The sequence below is a fragment of the Brevibacillus panacihumi genome (assembly GCF_003710985.1).
Taxonomy (GTDB): Bacteria; Bacillota; Bacilli; order Brevibacillales; family Brevibacillaceae; genus Brevibacillus; species Brevibacillus panacihumi.
On the sequence record NZ_RHHT01000068.1, the window covers coordinates 1 to 16,225 of the forward strand.

Consider the following 16,225-nt stretch of genomic DNA (forward strand, 5'->3'; position numbering starts at 1 on the left):
ACTTGACGGGGTGCAGTTCAGAGTGGGAAGGCTGTTTCTTTTTTGCCCAGGTATATGTTCATGGCGATTCCGCCTAGCAAGAGAATCGCCGCGGAAATGATGAACAGCATAGCTCCGCCGTAATGGAGCAGGACGAGACTTCCGAAAAACGGACCGCACATCCGGGAGATGTCCCAGTGCGTTCCCGTGATGGCGTAATAGCGTCCGCGCATGGACGGGGGCGCGATCCGGGAGACGAAGGTCAACAGATGGGTAAGCCCGATGCTCTCTCCCAATACGAGCAGCATTTGCAGCGCGAGCAAGGACGGCACATGGTCGAGAAACGCGTATCCGAGCCCGACGCCGGCAAAACAAAAGTACGACCCGGTGATCAAGAGCCGTGGGGGCAGGTTTCTTGTCCAACGAATGAGCAAAAATTCAAAGAGCAGCAGCAATACCCCTTTTACCGTAGCCAGCAAAGCCAGTGTCTGCAGGTAGTTCGGAAGCATCTCTTTGAAGTGAAGCTGCAGATTGGTTTCGGTCTGGGCGTAGAACAGACTGATCGGCAGCGCGAGCAGCATAATGGCGAAGGCAGGGCGATAGGCGTCCAGACGAAGCGATGCGCTCGGTGTTTGCAGCGTTTTTGCGGTGTCAGCGGGCTGATCAGAATGCGGGATTTTCCACCAGACGGCCAAAGCGTAAAGGAACAAGGATATAGCCGTAAAAAGAAAAGCAAGCGCCGGGTCCTGCTGATAGATAAGCACCCCGACGAGCGGACCGATTGCAGCGCCGATACTGCTCGCTGTATTCAGCAACGCAAAGGCAGATGAGAGCTGTTTGGGTTCAATCGCATCCGCCAGCATAGCTCGGCTGGCCGGTATAAACAAAGAGCGTCCTGCGCCATTTGCGACATAGGAGAGGGCAAACAGCAGCATGGAGTCCGAGATGGCCATTCCAAGCATCGCGACTCCCTGTATCAGCAGGGAGATCAGCATGACGGTTTTGCGGCGATAGCGATCCGTCACCCCGCCGGCAAAGAGAGTCAGCAGAATTTCGCTGAATGGCTGCAGACCGATGACGAGCATGGTCATGATGACCGAGCTGCCGATGTTTTCGCTGAGATACAGCACGAGAAACGGGGCAATCATCGTATTGGATAAGGTGGTCAAGGTCTCGCCAAACAAGCGAACCCACAACAGGGGCGGATAGGCCGCTGTCAGGCGTTTGAATGAGTGGGGCAAATGGTTCATGGCAGTTTGTCCTTTCTTTGCAGCGTGAAAGTATACGAGCTTTTTAGCATTGTAAGCTGGAAGATCTGTTGGAAAAAGCGTACGATTAGGCGAGTTTCGATTTCATCTTTTTTATCAGGCGAAGGAGGTGGGCGGGATGCTGGTGCTGGAACAATACATCCGTTTGTGCAATGGCTGTCAGGGGCTGGTCATCGGCCAACCTCACGTCATCACTTTGGCTGAAGTGGCACAGATTCTCTTTTGTACGCCGCGCAATGCGACGTTGACGTTGAATAAAATGCAAAAGTACGGCTGGCTAAGCTGGCAGCCCGGCAGAGGAAGGGGAAATCGCTCGATTCTGCTCTGTGTGATACGCCCTGACGATCTGGTGCTGTCCACTGCAAAGGAATGGGTGCAAAAAGGAGAAATTCGCCCTGCTGAAGCCGTCATTGCTGAATATAAAGCAACTATGCCTGGGCTATGGGAGGACTATGCTCGCTGGATGAGCAGTCATTTTGGCGTCCATCGAGCGGAAGAGACGGGAACAGTCGACATCTTGCGTCTTTCTGTGGACAGGCCCTTCGCGAACCTCGATCCGATCCAGGTCTTGTTGCGTTCGCAGACCCATCTGGTTAAGCACCTCTTCGATCCTTTGGTCCGGTATGACGAAGTGACGAAAACGGTGAAGCCTCATCTCGTCTACGACTGGGAGCGCGATGAATCGGGAAGCCGGTGGACCTTTACGCTGCGAAAAGGCGTGCTGTTCCATCATGGACGCAAGCTTGTGGCGGATGATGTCTGTTACTCGATCCAAAGACTGATGCGAGGTCCTACTCCCCATAGATGGCTGGTCTCTTCTGTCGAAGCTGTCGAGGCGATCGGGGATTTCGTCGTACAGTTCCGACTGAAGGAGCCGAATGAACTGTTTTTGCAGCTGTTAAGCAAGGAGTATTTGTCTGTCGTTCCGCGCGATTACGTTGAACAGATGGGAGCGTCTTTTGCACAGATGCCGGTGGGGACAGGGGCTTTTCGGCTTTTGCGCAATGATGATTCGATGCTGGTTCTGGAAGCATTCGAGCCGTATTTTGCGGGAAGGCCGTTTCTCGATCGTGTGGAAATCTGGTGCGTGCCGCAGCTGGAGGGAGCCGGGATGGAAGACGGGACTCCATGGCTCAAGTCTGCCAACGACGAACGCAATCAGGGGAGGGAAGGCGGATCAGCGTGGCAGGAAATCGCGCGACTGGAGAGATGCTTTCAATACGTCAGCTTCAATGCCGCCAAGGAAGGGCCGCTGCGTTCAGAAGCTTTTCGCCGATACCTTGCAGGCTTGATCGATCCCGTGCAGATGCGGGCGGATTTAGGCGGGACGAGAGATGGAATGGAAGGATGGCTGGACATGCCCTTTCCATCGACTGTTGAAGAGCATGCGGGCGTGACATTATCGTTGTACACCTATCCGGATGAGGATCACGTAGAGGACGCGGAGTGGATTCGCGAACGCTGCGCACAGGCAGGCATCCGTATCGAGATCGTGTACGCGACACCCGAGGACCTGGCTCGGCCGGAAGTCATTCAGAAGGCTGATCTGGTGGTCGATAGTGCCAATGTGGATGAGCGAGAGGAAGTCTCCTTGCTGGAGTTTTTGCAGGCGGATGCGTTGAGCATGAAGCATCATCTTCCGCTGGCTGCAAAGGCACGGCTAGCAAAAGAGGTGGCTGCCATGCAGCAGGCGAAAACGGATCGGCAGAGAAAGCGGATTACGGCAAAAATGATGCGGGAGTTGCTGGAAGACAGCGTGTTCGTCCCGCTTTACCAAAACCGCATCAACATGCTGGCGCATCCGCGTCTTGCCCATGTACAACTGGATGCACATGGATGGATTGACTTTTCGAGGCTCATTTTTCGCATGGAAACATAAAAAAGACATATATTCTAATGAAACCGCTTTCTCGTTTTCACGTATAATAGGGTAGAAGGTATTTTACCTGTTGAAACAGAATAGATGATGGTATGAGCAGGTGTCCGGGGAGGAAGATTACGGTGTATACCAAAACGGAAAAAGATAAACATATATCCTTTGCGTCCATTCGCTTGATGATTTGTGTTGGTCATGCGGATGGGTACATTGGCAATAAAGAGATGAGCCGGATTCAAGAGCTGGTGAATACCGAGCACTTCACATTAAAGGAACGTCAAATCCTGATGGATGACATGGACTATCCCAAAAGGCCAGAGGTCATCCTGGAAGACATGGTGGATTTGACCCCGGTAGAAAAGCTGACGATGATGCGCAAGCTCTATCATATGGCTCTGCTCGACCAGAAGCTGTCCATGCCGGAGTCGGATGCGATACGACGGATCGCCTGCATGCTGGGCATTCCGGCAGAAAAACAGCGCCAGGTGGAAGAATGGGTCAAGGAAGGCATCAGATGGCGTGAAAGCTGGAAGGAAATCGTAGAGGAATAGGGAGGGCCCCGTCTGACGCGGGGTCCTTTCTTCATTTTCTATCCGTTTTCCAAGGAAGTTGGGACAAGAAGGCAAACGGTGGGAGACACTATGGTACAATAAGGAGAAATTGGGCTGAAGGGCTTTTTGACCAGAGGAGGAATTCCATGTTGCGGATCTTGATTACAAACGATGATGGCATTGATGCATTGGGGATTAAAAAATTGGCAGAAGCGGCTTTGACCCTGGAGGGCGCGGAGATTTATGTTGTGGCTCCAGCGGAAGAGAAAAGCGGGGTTGGACACGGTCTTACGTATCGCAGTGCCTTGTCTCCCGAGGAACGGGATTTCTACGGAATGCCCGTCAAAGCCTGGGCGATCAACGGAAACCCGGCAGATTGCGTGAAGGCAGCCTATCATCTGCTGTTTGAAGAAAACAAGAAGCCGGATATTGTCCTGTCCGGGATCAATGTGGGGACGAATCTGGGACGAGATATATACTATTCCGGCACATGCAGCGGTGCACGTGAAGCTGTGATTCTGGGCATGCCCGGGGTGGCGCTCTCCTATGACAACTGGGAGGATCAGGAGAATTACGGGAATGTCGCAGAGATGATCCGTCCGTTGATTCAATCCTTTTGCGAGAAGGCAAAGAAGGACACGCTGCCGCCGGAAGTTTTCTGGAATGTGAACATCCCGCATCTGCCGTTGAAGGAGGTAAAGGGAATTCTGCCTGCCTCGCTCTCTCTTCATCACTATGAGGACCGCTACCACCAGGAAGCGGAGGGGTACTTTTTGACCAGGACCTATCCGGATGGCATCCCGCTTGCAGAACCGCAGGACTACCATTTGCTCAAGCATGGCTACATCGCGGTGACGCCTGTTCATATTGATGCGACAGACAAGTCCTTGCTGCGCGAGATGGAAGAATGGCCGTTGATGAAAGCTTGGGGAGAGAGAGGGTAAGCCGATGGAGGAGAGGCAGGATGATTTTTTTCCGCAGATCAGCCCGGATGCTGCTGTCGCCTCGCCAGATGCACTGACGCAGGGAGAGGTCCTCGAACGGGAGCGTTTTCCCCACTTGTACGAGCTGTCAGAAGCGCAGGGTCTTCCTTATTTTGCCAGGTTGGATGCGGATGGGAATGTCGAGCTGTTCCTCGTCTTTGAAAGCGTAGAAGCGTTCAGCGAGCAGACGAGGGATGCGGTCTCGCTGGAGTTTAAAACATACCGGGGAAAGCTGCTCGCCGTCATCTGGACGTTGTCCGACCCGATGCAGCCGCTTGGATTCCCGCTGTCCTTCGACATACAGAAGGCGGAAGAGCGCTACATGGCTTTGAAAATGCTGGAGCAGCCGTCTACGCCGCTCCACTATCTCGCCTATGAAGAAGGGGTCCTGACGCATATCTACACGGAGGAGATTGATCTGTCTGCAGCAGAAGGGACACGGGTGCAGCAGATGATTCGCTCCTTGTATGAGGGCAAGCACGATGATCTGCCCGAAGATGCGGAAGTCACTGAGGAAGAGGCGAAGACGATTCCGGCGATCTGCCTGCCGGATGCGGTACTGGCGGAACCGGGCATCGCGTATGTGTTCGCGCATGATCATATGGTGAAGTCGCGCGGCGAGGAAGCGGCTCACCATCTCTTGATGAGTACGGTACAGCAGGCCGTGTGGGTGATGAGACGCCATTCTCGCAGTGAGGTGCGCGAATGCTCGTTTACCATCTGGGCGGCGGAGACGGGAGATTTGCTGTACCTGGTCGTGACGCCTTCGCTTGCCCAGCTTTTCGAGGTTGTGCATCATTCAGAAGAGGAACTCAATCCGTTCGCCCGCTTTTTGTTGACCTTGCCCGAATTTCTGCACAGTGAAGAGGCAGCTCCGCTTGCTCTCGGGGCTTTCCCGATCTTGCGCTATGAAGGCGGCAGACTCTACCACCTTGAGATCGATGGCCACACCCAGGAGCATCTGGCCCGACTGTTCGCGCAGACGGGACGTGAAGGAAGAAATCCGTACACGGCAGTGGGGTCATAAGGCGAAGCGATTTTGGGAATAACAGGATCAAGCAGGCTCTCCATCAGACTGGAGAGCCTTTTTCATCGTAGTACTGACAGCATCAGGATCGAAAAATCAAAGGAGGGGAGAAGCGATGCGTTTATTCGTAGCCTTGGATATACCGGAAGAAGCAGCTTCCTATTTGGAGCAAGTGCAGAGCAGCCTGCGACAGGAGATAAACGCAGACCGCTGGCAATCTCTTCACAATCTGCATCTGACCCTGCACTTTCTCGGAGAGGTGAAGGAAGCGTTGATTCCGGCGATTCAAGAGGACATGGATATCGTGAGCGCCATTACCAAGCCGTTTCGGCTGCGGATGGGCAATCTCGGGGCATTTCCGAATGAACATCGCCCTCGCGTCCTTTGGTTGGGTCTGCGGGGGCATACCGAAGCGTTGAAGCAGCTTCACTTGCTGCTCGGCAGACGCTTCGAGCTGCATCCGGGTCTTTCCTTTGATCGCAGGGAGTACAGCCCGCATATCACCTTGGCGCGGGGACCAAAAAGCGGAGGAGAAGGGCTGCCGCTAGCCGACTGGGACGAGCGGCTGCTGCAAAAAGAACCGCCGCATTGGCAGGTGAACCACATCCATCTGTACCAATCCGAGCTAAAGCGGGAAGGGGCGGTACATACGATTATCCATACCAGCACGTTTGAGAAAGATCACAGCAAAAAACAAGCGGTTCTTGAATAGACTGGGAAGAGGGATTAGGGATAGCCTTCCAAAAGGCGGTGGAAAACGGATGGGTGAGTTTACAACCGGCATTCTTTATCCACGCAAATACGAACCGAAAGTACGAAACGCCCTGTCCAGGACAGAGCAGCCGTACTTCCACAGAAACGTGAACAGTGAATGGAATGCATTTTTCCTGGAAGACGAATGGCTGGAAACCTCGAAGACATTGTCGTTCTTGCTGCAGCTCTCCATGCAGCCGCTGCCTTTGCTTTGGTTTCACGACGCGGAGGATAGCGGCTGGGGATTTCGCTTGTTTGATGCAGGCTGCGAGGTGTCTTCAGGGACGATCAGCTACTCGCTCGATGAGGAGATGGCCGAAGAGGAATTTGCCCGCCTATACCCCCAGGTGGATTTGCAGGAAGAAATCCTGACCAGTGACGACGTGCGCAAAAAATACGAGGAAATCCTGGATCGGGTGGTACGCTCGGAGTTGTATCGGCGAGAGGTGGGCAAAGGCATCACCCGGATCAAACCGCAATGCTTCAACCGGATCGTGGGTCCCAAGCAAGTCCAGCAGCTCAGGTCGCTGTTTGATTTGCATCTGCTCACGGATGTGGACGACGAGACAGGGGCCTCCCTTTTATACGACTCTGTCGACCTGTTCAAGGAGATTCTGGGGATTGAGGAAATGGTTTGGGTCAATTACACCTATTTGGCGAGTGGAGGACGTGAGTAGCAAACAGGCAAAAACGGGCGGTGCCGAACCGCCCGTTTTTGTTGTCAAGGCTTCTTCCATTGTCCAAAAATTTCATCGATATCGAGCAGCATAATCAGCTTGTCGTCCAAGCGGGCGATTCCCTGCAGGTATTTGCCCTCTACACCCGCGATAATCGGTGGTGCGGGCTCGATCAGTTTTTGCGGGATGTGCATCACTTCCGATACCGCATCCACGACAATTCCGAGATTCAATCCGTCCAATTGCAAATCGACAAAGCGCGTGTCCTCTGTAATCTCCAGCGGATCCAGCCCGAACATTTTGCGCAAATTGATAATCGGCAAAATCTTGCCGCGCAAATCGATTACGCCTTCTACGAAAATGGGCGATTTGGGAAAACGGGTCACGGGCAAGGGCTTGATAATTTCGCGCACCAGTGAGATGGAGAGCCCGTAGTATTCTTCCCCCATCTTGAACAGGATGTTCTGTACGCTTGATTGGCCGTTCTCCCAGTCCATCACGAGTGTCTGATTGGTTGTTTCCATGACAAATGTCCCTCCCCGAAAGCACTACACCATCTTTACCCATATTGTAGCATGGACAAACCATTCGAGGTGGGGAATATTTTTAAAGGATGCCTACGGATACGAGAACGACAAGTCCCAGACTAACGCCGAAGCTGAGAAAGACGTTTTTGCTGAACGCCATCACCAACAAACAGACGGCGCTGGCGACGAGCGGGACCGGCTGAAAGACCCACTGCTGCTCGGAGGCAAACAAAGAGGGAAAGATCAGTGCCGCGAAGATTCCGACCGGGATATAGCTCAGACCGCTTCGCATGCGCGGGGACAGCCAATGGTCCGGAAGACTTAAAAATGCACGTCGGGATACATACGTCAGTATGCTCATCAGAACATACAGCCAGAACAGGTTCATGCGCTTTCGACCCCCTTTGCCGCAGCGTCAGCAGTCTGAGGAGGGATGCTTATTTTGGGGTCAGGCAGCAAATAACCGACGCCGAATGCGACCAACCCGGCGATCAGCAAATGCAAGCCATTCGGCAGCAGCAAGGAAAGGTAGACGGCCAACACGCCGCACATGACAAAAGTCAAGATGCGAAGCCAGGAGGTCAATTGGTAGTAGGCCAGAGCTAAAAACATTGCTGTAAAACTAAAACCGAGCCCGAGCGCGGCAGGATCCGGAATCCACTGCCCAGCCACAGTCCCAATCCAGGTGCCGCAGATCCAGGCCGTGTGCAAAGAGAGACTTACGCCCAAAATGTAAGGCAATTGGCTTGGATAATGGCGAAAGCGGTTCAGTGTTACAGCGTATTGCTCATCTGTCAAATAAAAGGCAAGCCCAGTCACCTGCCCAAAAGAAAAGCGTTGATAGTAGGGAGACAGGGAGAGTCCCATCAAAAAATGGCGTGTATTGAGCAAGACGGTCGTGATGAGTATCGCCCACATGCCGGCATGGTCTGCCAGCATGGAAATGGCGCTAAACTGGGCCGCGCCCGAATAGACGAAAATAGACATGGCGACACTCTCCCACGACGTAAGCCCCGCCTGCAAGGCCATCATGCCAAAGATAGCGCCAAACAGGATATAGCTGGCTGCGATCGGGAGCGCGTCCCACAAGCCGACACGAAATAAGGAAAGAGATGATTGGGCCCGATTCATCGGGAGACCTCCTTTTGATGAGAGAGGATGCGCGTCAAAATGGACATCCCCGCATCAATCTGATCGATGTTTTCATGGGTGTAGCATAGACGGATATAGGGCTGTTCGGCCTCGCGAAGCAAGAACATGTCCCCGGAGGTAATGGACACGCCTGCCTCATGGCAGATCTGCATCAGCGACCGAACCTTCATGCCTTCAGGCAAGGATATCCAGAAGTAAAATCCGCCGTCCGGTTTTTCGTAGTCGAGACCCAAAGCACGCAACGGACGCAGATGGGCTTCCATCCGCTCAGCCTGTTTTGCGTATTGCCTTGTGACTCGATCCAGATGCGGACGCAAGGCACCGTCTTGCAGAAAGCTGGCCAAGGCGAACTGGTTGAGTGTAGAGGTGGAGATGGTCAACTCGCGCAACCGCGCCATTCTTTGGATAAACGGCCTGCTGGCGGCGACCCATCCAATGCGCAAGCCGGGAAACAGCATTTTGGAGAAGGTGTTCAGATAAATGACATTCCCGTAAATGTCCATTTCCTTGAGCGCAGGCGGCACTTCTTTTTCCAGGTGGAGGTGGCGATAGGCGTCGTCCTCGACGATCGGGATGCCGTATTTTTCACTGATTGAGAGAAGCTGCTTGCGCCGGACAAGGGACAAAGTGCTGCCTGTCGGGTTGTGAAAAGTAGGGACTGTATAGATAAAGCGCGGACGGGAGCGGGCCAGGATGCCCTCCAGTACGTCTATTCGCATGCCATCCCGATCCAACGGGACAGGGATGATCTGCATCCCCAGCGATTGAAAGAGTTGCAGCGAGCCAAAATACGTCGGCATCTCGGTGATGATGCAATCGCCCTGACGCGCCAAAAGGGTGGTGATGAGGTAAAGTCCCTCCTGGGAGCCGCTGGTTATACATACCTGATCCGGGGATGAGATCTGCGCGAACCCCATCCACTTGATGAGATGCTCCCGCAGCTCCGGCAGACCTTGTACAGAGGTGAAAAAATAGGAGGGGGATCGCTCGGCAGCCCGTTTTACATGCTCGATCAAACCGGACTCGAAAATCGTGTGGCGGCCGCCGTCGCCATGTGCGAAATTGATCGTGTCCGGGTAACGGTCGGTAATGGACAAAAGCTCTTCCATATGAGAGGGGGAAGAATGAAGATACTCGTAGCGTTGACTTCCCCAATCCACACGGGAAAAGGCAGTCAGGGGCGGCAAGGGCTCCACATAACGGCCGCTGCCCATTTTGCCGGCAATCAATCCTTCTGCCTCCAGCTCGGTATAGGCCCTGACGACCGTATTGCGGCTTACTCCTAGCTGAACAGCCAGTTTGCGCTCCGGGGGCAAAAGGGAGCCAATTGGCAGATCACCGCTTAAAATTTTGTAGCGCAATTCATTGTACACCTTTGTGTAGATCGGATTTCTCCCCATGAAATAACATCCTTTGCGGAATCATTATTTTCCCAATATACAGATAATGGTGAAGGAATAAAAGAGCCAATTCATCAAGACAAAAAAGCCACCTTTGCAAGATGGCATGAAAAAACAGACTTCCCTCATCGGTCGGTCTGTTCTCATTTGAAACAATGGGTCTGATGCTCTAAGGCTCCTGAAGCTCTTTCAAGGATATTCCCTGCTCCAGGGCAAACTCGAAATCTTCCACATCATAAAATTGAACGGGTACGACATATTCCAATATCCGATCCTGAAAGTCCGGCTGATCCGTGATCATCGGCACCTCAAAACGAATGGATGTAAGCAGAAGCTGTGTCTCGACAGGATCAAAAATTTCTCCCCACATGGCGTTGTCTTCTCCGTTTACAATCGTCAGGGTTACACCGTTTGGAAAGGTAAAGGGCACTTTGGACCAAGGGGCGATCAGGCCTTTTTCCAAACGCTTGCGATTGAACGGATCGGAGAAGAACTTGCTCATTTCCTGCATTACCTTACGTACGTATTCATCGTCTCCAGCGAGTGGCATGATCGGTTCCGGGCTTTGGATGAACTCGTCCAATTCATAGATTGTCGATGCGGGTATCAAGTATTCTACCGGTTGCGACGGTGCCATCAATTCCCCGTAGATGGCGAGCATGATCGCTTCGATAACGAATGGTTTCGACATTCGACAACCCTCCTCGTAACCATCATACTGAAATTATGATGGGACAACAACCCCGCAGACGTCCTAATAGCCGAGGCAAGTGCCTCGGCATGTAGGTTTCCTATTTTGTTTGGACTTGTTCAGTCCAGCCGATATTAATGTTCTGCAGCCTGGTTGGAACGTGAAAACCAGCGGAACGGATTGAGTGACCAGCGCGGCTGGTGCTTGGCAAAGCGTTCCTTGCGGCGAGTGAGGCGCTGCTGCATCAAGTCCATTTCAAACGTCACCCGGCGCATTTCCAATCGCAAAAACTCCTGCTTCTCCTCGATCTCTGCAATCTTTTCCAAAATGGTGGTCTGCATCTGGTTCATGGAGCGAAGCTGCGTCAGCTCGTGCTGGAACGAAACCAGCGCCTCCTGGAAGGCAAATTCCACGTCACGCTGGGGTCTTGTGGACTCCAGACTGGCGGATGCCGCAGCGACGGCGACTTCTTCCGTGCCGTTCAACTCAGAGGCGAGAAGCATCTCTTCTTGAATCAAGCCTTCCTCGATCATCTGGCGCTGAATTTCCCGCAGGGAGCTGTTGCCGTTATCTTTTCTTTCCTTCACTTCCTTCAACAATGCAAAACCGGCTTCACTGATCAGGTAGTGACCCTGCGGGTTTTTCAGCCGCTCATTTGCCGGTACGAACAGGTCCAACCAGTTGCGCAAGGTACGAACGTGTACATCCAGGCGGTCAGCCACTTCTTTTGAAGCCATCCATACTTGTATATCCATCCGAATCACTCCCGTTTTTTCCTCTCGTATTCCCGGTGCGCTCATTATAGCACCATTTTTTACCGGGAAAGAGGAAATCGACAAAGGTTCTAAAAACTAGTGTCCGTTCGCGGCTTTTGGACAGAGGCGCACTTTTTGTCAAAACGGGGAGTCCACTCATAATGACCGGGACAGGCGCGTAGGATGGAAGGAATGGAGGAGTCAGGAGCAGGTGAGGTGAGGGCTGGCGATGCCATCGATGATCTGGATTGTCCTGTTGTCTGCGGCAGCAGCCAGCAGTATCGGCGGGCTTTTGTTATGTCTGAGAGACTGGTCCAAGCAGGCAATGCTGGTGATGATCAGCGCAGGGGCAGGCTTGCTTTTGGCGATAACCTTTCTCGATTTGATGCCGCATGTATGGCGGGAAAAAGGCGAGCAGATGATGCCGTTTGTCTTGGTCGGCTTTGCATTGGTCTACGTGCTGGAGATGTTTTCGCCCACCGGGAAAGAACGGGGAACGCCAGGCATGGTGGGGATCATGACGGGGTTTTTGCTTCACGCCTTTATCGAGGGAGTATCGCTGATCACGAGCTTTCGCCTTGATGCAGAGGTAGGCTTTTCGATCTTGTTTGCGCTTCTGCTGCACAAAATTCCGGACGGGATTGCAGTGGCTTCTCTCGTGTTGGCAGCCACCCGTTCCCGGCGCAAGGCTGTCTGGGGAGCGGCTTCGCTCGGCATTGCCACTTGGGTTGGGGCCATGAGCATGGGGGCAGTCGGAGATATCTTTCCCGCCAATTGGTCTGCGGTCATGCTGGCGATCACGACGGGAATTTTTCTCTATCTATCCGCCAGTCATTTGGTACCCTATATTCAGAAGGCACGCAGCATGCAGCTCGGGATCACCTTCTTTGCTGCCATCATCGCCTATTTATTGCTGTCACTTTATCTCCACGGGTCACATACACATGTATAATCCTTCCTTTCGCTTGCCAATCTAATCATGAGAAAAAGCAGGCGAGTCCTGAGCAGAAAAGGAGAAGTGGCCGCAATGAAAAATCGTGAGGAATCGCGCCTGGCGGATGATGGCTTGCAGTCGCAGGCTGAGTTTCCCGCCGTCGGCACGCCGGCAAATCCATTGGCAGACGGCTGGATGTTTGCTGGCGGAGAGCTTTTATCCGATCCGAGTGACAGTGAATAATCCGTATCTTGTGAATTCCCTATCCAGTTCTCTCTCGAAACCGCGGACAAGATCAGGTATAATGGCGGGAGATTGCTGGAAAGGGGCGCATACATAATGAATTCATTGTTACAAGGAAAAAATATCGTAGTCATGGGTGTAGCCAACCACCGAAGCATCGCCTGGGGCATCGCGCAGTCGCTGCACAAAGCTGGAGCGAATCTGATCTTTACCTACCAAGGCGAGCGTTTGCGTGAGAATGTAGCCGAGCTGGCTGCCAAGCTGGGAGGCGAATCTCTCCTGGTCAGTTGCGATGTAACGAAGGATGAGGATGTGGAAGCGGCGTTTGGCGTGATCCGCGAGAAAGTCGGCGTCATTCACGGCCTGGCTCACTGCATCGCTTTTGCCAAAACAGAAGAACTGGAAGGCGAATTCATCAATACTTCTCGCGACGGTTATGCGCTGGCGCAGGACATCAGTGCCTTCTCGCTCGTGGCAATCGCTCGTGCGGCACGTCCGCTGATGACAGAAGGCGGCAGCATCGTCACCATGACATACCTGGGCGGCGAGCGCGTCATCCCGAACTACAACGTCATGGGCGTCGCCAAAGCAGCCTTGGATGCTTCTGTACGCTATCTGGCGAGCGATCTGGGCAAGGAGAACATCCGCGTCAACGCGATTTCTGCAGGCCCGATCCGGACGCTGGCAGCGAAGGGAATCAAAAATTTCAACTCCGTGCTGAAGGAGATCGAAGAAAAAGCGCCTCTGCGCCGTACCATCGATCAATCCGAAGTAGGAGATACCGCGCTGTTCCTGATGAGCCACCTGTCCAGAGGCATCACCGGAGAGATTTTGCACGTGGATGCAGGCTACAGCATCATGGGAAGCTAAAAAATGAATGAAAAACCCCCTTTCTGCGCACACTAGGGAAAATGTGCGAGGAAGGGGGTCTTTTCATGTATCTGCCATTTATTGCCAATATGGAAGAGTTCATGATCTACATGGGAAGCGGCTTTCACTATCTACCGTCCCATTTCAGCGATGAAGCGGGAGGGGCGGGTCTTGCGCCCGAAGCGCTCCCGGGGGATGCCGATGCTCAAGCTGAGCCGGGCACGGGTAATCGCCACGTATAACAGCCTGCGTTCTTCTTCAAGTGCGGCTTGTCCGCCTTTGCGCAGCTCGTCCAAGGTGTATTCGTGAGGCAATGCGCCTTCGACGAGATCGGGCAGGAAGACGTGGTCATATTCCAGCCCTTTTGCCCGATGAATACTCAGAATCGAAACAGCTTCATCCGGGAGTGGACGATTTGTGCGCCACTCTTTTTCCTGTTGGCTCATTTTATCGATATAATGCAGAAAATCCGAGATGGTTGCGTGCCGCTTGGCTGCACTCACTAACTGCTGCAGTTCATCGCTCCAGCGTTCCCGGCCATTTTCCCGATCTTTCGCCCGCTTTCGCAAATAATCGCGCAGCTTTCCATCCTCGTAGATCAGCTCGAGCGCTTGGGCAGGGGTAGCGTGGCGGCAGCCTGCCAGGATGTCGGCAATCGCCTGCAGATGCTTGCGCTGGTACGGCTTTAGCTGCGGCAGGCGGGGAAGAATATGCAGAATCGGCTCATCCTCCAGAATCGCCTGACTCCTGACCACATTCCACAGGTCTGCCGAGATGTAAAGAGTGGGCAAAATCTCCTTGAGGGCGTCCGTATCATCCGGATTCAGGGCGAGACGCAGGTAGTGGAGCGTCCAGCGAACGGTCTGTCGCTGGTAGAAGGACTCTTCCTCCTGCGAGTAGTGAAACGGGATGCCTGCCTCGCTCATCCGCTCCAGAATCGGACGTGCCGACTCATTGGTGCGAAACAGGATCGCACAATCACCCAGCGAGACGCCCTGCTCCTTGCGATGGAGAATCTCGTCAACGATGCGAGAAGCCTGTTCTTCTTCATCTTCGGTCTCGAACAGATAGGTCTCTCCCTCTTCATGATGGAAGGTGAGGCACTCCTTTTCCCAGCGGGATCGATTGTGCCCGATCAAGGAGTAGCTGAGCCCGACGATCGATGTGTGCGAGCGGTAATTGACTTCCAGCGTGATGGATTTTGCCTGCGGGAAATCCTTGGTGAAGCCCAGAATGTAGTGCGGGTCGCTGCCGCGAAATCCGTAGATGGACTGGTCATCGTCGCCAATCACGCACAGATTGTTTTGCGGAGCGGCCAGCAGTTTGACCATCTCGTACTGAATCTTGTTGATATCCTGAAACTCGTCGATCATCACATGGGTGAGGCGCTGCTGGTAGCGTGCGAGCAGCTCTGGCTGTTCCCGCATCATTTCGTAACAGCCGATCAGCATATCGTCGAAATCAAACCAGTTATGCTTCTGCTTGGCAGCCTCATAGAGCGGATAAAGCTGCCGCGTAAGCCGCTCGTCATCGCTGGCTCCTTCTCGGGTGCTTGCTTCGTGCGGAAGGATGTATTCATTTTTCCAGCGACTGATGATGGACAAAGCTTCCAGCATCTCATTCTCTTTTAAAGCCAGCAGGTCATCGTGGCCCAAAAGGATGCCTGACTCGCGCAGCAATCGCCATTTCTGCCAGTCTTTTTTCAACAGGCGCTGCGGATTCCAGCGCTCAGGCTGATGATGCAGCAGCATGCGGTAAAAGATGCTGTGAAAGGTGCCTGCCACCAGCTCGCGGGCTTGTCTGGCAGGAAGCTCTCGAGCGATGCGCTGCCGGATCTCATCGGCTGCCTTGGTCGTAAAGGTGACGACCATGATCTGGCGCGGGTCTACTCCATGATCCTGGATCAGGTGAATCGTTCGTGCCGTCATCACCCGAGTCTTTCCACTTCCTGCTCCAGCGAGAATGAGCACAGGCCCGTCCGTCGTGTGGACGGCCTTTTCCTGGTTGGGATGCAGACGGACGTCCTGGCGGCTTCGTGCCATCTGCTGGATTGTTTTTTTCGGTGTCAGCCGTTTGCGGTAAACTGGCGGCTTGGGAGCAGAAGGAGGGGGTGTCACACTGCCTCCGATCGTACGTTTCTTGGGCAAGCGGAAGGAACCAACCGTCTTCTCCTCATCCTCAGCAGGCGTTGACTGCACCGTTTCCTCCAAAGCAATGGCTGCAGCCGTCTGTTCGACAGCGGGAAGCCATTCGGCGGCCGAATCAGCGGATTCTGCCGGGCAGTCGACCCCAGGCGGATGGGCAAAGAAGGGTTCAAAGCTGATTCCTGCCTTCAGGGCTAATGCGGAGGAGCAGGCTGGACATCTCACCTTCCCCTGCTGGGCGGCAATGCGCCAGCCCGGGATGCGATGATAGTTCTCGGGCTGCAACAGGATCAGGTGGTTGTCGAGTAAGGCGTGTTTCATCATGACAGATCCGCTGGGCCTCCTTTTATGTACATGATCAAGTGCCTCCAGATGCTGGAGGCACTTGCCAGGTG

Annotated in this window: 17 protein-coding genes; 9 read left to right on the forward strand and 8 right to left on the reverse strand. The window is 53.6% G+C overall.

Going from position 1 to position 16,225, the window contains the following annotated elements; all coding sequences use genetic code 11:
• Positions 1-17: 17 nt before the first annotated feature.
• Positions 18-1,229, reverse strand: coding sequence for an MDR family MFS transporter (locus tag EDM58_RS22975; RefSeq protein WP_122915402.1), 1,212 nt, complete (start codon positions 1,227-1,229; stop codon positions 18-20).
• 136 nt (positions 1,230-1,365) lie between these two features.
• Between EDM58_RS22975 and EDM58_RS22980 the strand changes: the two genes are divergently transcribed.
• The 6 genes from EDM58_RS22980 (at position 1,366) to EDM58_RS23005 (ending at position 7,114) form a co-directional block, all read left to right on the forward strand.
• Positions 1,366-3,126 carry an SgrR family transcriptional regulator gene (locus EDM58_RS22980; protein WP_122915403.1) on the forward strand — a complete coding sequence of 587 codons (1,761 nt, stop codon included), beginning with the start codon at positions 1,366-1,368 and terminating at the stop codon, positions 3,124-3,126.
• A 116-nt stretch (positions 3,127-3,242) separates the two neighbouring features.
• Entirely contained in the window at positions 3,243-3,674 is a 432-nt protein-coding gene (locus EDM58_RS22985) for a tellurite resistance TerB family protein (RefSeq protein ID WP_122915425.1), read from the forward strand.
• Positions 3,675-3,820: 146 nt separating this feature from the next.
• Positions 3,821-4,618: a 5'/3'-nucleotidase SurE gene (surE, locus tag EDM58_RS22990; protein ID WP_122915404.1), complete on the forward strand. Its 798-nt coding sequence runs from the start codon at positions 3,821-3,823 to the stop codon at positions 4,616-4,618.
• A gap of 4 nt (positions 4,619-4,622) precedes the next feature.
• Complete coding sequence (locus EDM58_RS22995) at positions 4,623-5,684, forward strand: hypothetical protein (protein WP_122915405.1); 1,062 nt, start codon at positions 4,623-4,625, stop codon at positions 5,682-5,684.
• A gap of 115 nt (positions 5,685-5,799) precedes the next feature.
• Complete coding sequence (thpR, locus tag EDM58_RS23000; protein ID WP_122915406.1) at positions 5,800-6,396, forward strand: RNA 2',3'-cyclic phosphodiesterase; 597 nt, start codon at positions 5,800-5,802, stop codon at positions 6,394-6,396.
• A 49-nt stretch (positions 6,397-6,445) separates the two neighbouring features.
• On the forward strand, positions 6,446-7,114 hold the full coding sequence (locus EDM58_RS23005) for a hypothetical protein (RefSeq protein ID WP_122915407.1): 669 nt from the start codon (positions 6,446-6,448) through the stop codon (positions 7,112-7,114).
• Positions 7,115-7,158: 44 nt separating this feature from the next.
• On the opposite strand, the gene EDM58_RS23010 is transcribed toward EDM58_RS23005, so the two are convergent.
• From EDM58_RS23010 to EDM58_RS23035, 6 genes are all read right to left on the reverse strand, one after another.
• Positions 7,159-7,638, reverse strand: coding sequence for a chemotaxis protein CheW (locus EDM58_RS23010; RefSeq protein WP_122915408.1), 480 nt, complete (start codon positions 7,636-7,638; stop codon positions 7,159-7,161).
• A gap of 82 nt (positions 7,639-7,720) precedes the next feature.
• Positions 7,721-8,029 (reverse strand): AzlD domain-containing protein, encoded by a 309-nt coding sequence (locus EDM58_RS23015; protein WP_122915409.1) that lies wholly within the window; start codon positions 8,027-8,029, stop codon positions 7,721-7,723.
• Positions 8,026-8,772: an AzlC family ABC transporter permease gene (locus EDM58_RS23020; RefSeq protein WP_122915410.1), complete on the reverse strand. Its 747-nt coding sequence runs from the start codon at positions 8,770-8,772 to the stop codon at positions 8,026-8,028. The genes EDM58_RS23015 and EDM58_RS23020 overlap by 4 nt, the downstream gene beginning before the upstream one ends.
• A complete protein-coding gene (pdxR, locus tag EDM58_RS23025) occupies positions 8,769-10,193 on the reverse strand; it encodes a MocR-like pyridoxine biosynthesis transcription factor PdxR (protein ID WP_122915411.1) in 1,425 nt (474 codons plus the stop codon). The genes EDM58_RS23020 and pdxR overlap by 4 nt, the downstream gene beginning before the upstream one ends.
• Before the next feature lie 169 nt (positions 10,194-10,362).
• Positions 10,363-10,884, reverse strand: a complete 522-nt coding sequence (locus EDM58_RS23030) for an ADP-heptose synthase (protein ID WP_122915412.1) — start codon at positions 10,882-10,884, stop codon at positions 10,363-10,365.
• Positions 10,885-11,018: 134 nt separating this feature from the next.
• A complete protein-coding gene (locus tag EDM58_RS23035) occupies positions 11,019-11,639 on the reverse strand; it encodes a MerR family transcriptional regulator (RefSeq protein ID WP_122915413.1) in 621 nt (206 codons plus the stop codon).
• A gap of 229 nt (positions 11,640-11,868) precedes the next feature.
• On the opposite strand from EDM58_RS23035, the gene EDM58_RS23040 reads away from it, so the two are divergent.
• The 3 genes from EDM58_RS23040 (at position 11,869) to fabI (ending at position 13,686) form a co-directional block, all read left to right on the forward strand.
• A complete protein-coding gene (locus tag EDM58_RS23040; protein WP_122915414.1) occupies positions 11,869-12,591 on the forward strand; it encodes a ZIP family metal transporter in 723 nt (240 codons plus the stop codon).
• A 75-nt stretch (positions 12,592-12,666) separates the two neighbouring features.
• On the forward strand, positions 12,667-12,816 hold the full coding sequence (locus EDM58_RS25925) for a hypothetical protein (protein WP_183187603.1): 150 nt from the start codon (positions 12,667-12,669) through the stop codon (positions 12,814-12,816).
• Between the two features lie 96 nt (positions 12,817-12,912).
• Positions 12,913-13,686 carry an enoyl-ACP reductase FabI gene (gene fabI, locus EDM58_RS23045; protein WP_023557626.1) on the forward strand — a complete coding sequence of 258 codons (774 nt, stop codon included), beginning with the start codon at positions 12,913-12,915 and terminating at the stop codon, positions 13,684-13,686.
• Between the two features lie 131 nt (positions 13,687-13,817).
• Here the strand turns inward: fabI and EDM58_RS23050 are convergent, their stop codons facing one another.
• A complete protein-coding gene (locus EDM58_RS23050) occupies positions 13,818-16,151 on the reverse strand; it encodes a UvrD-helicase domain-containing protein (RefSeq protein WP_122915426.1) in 2,334 nt (777 codons plus the stop codon).
• Positions 16,152-16,225: the final 74 nt, after the last annotated feature.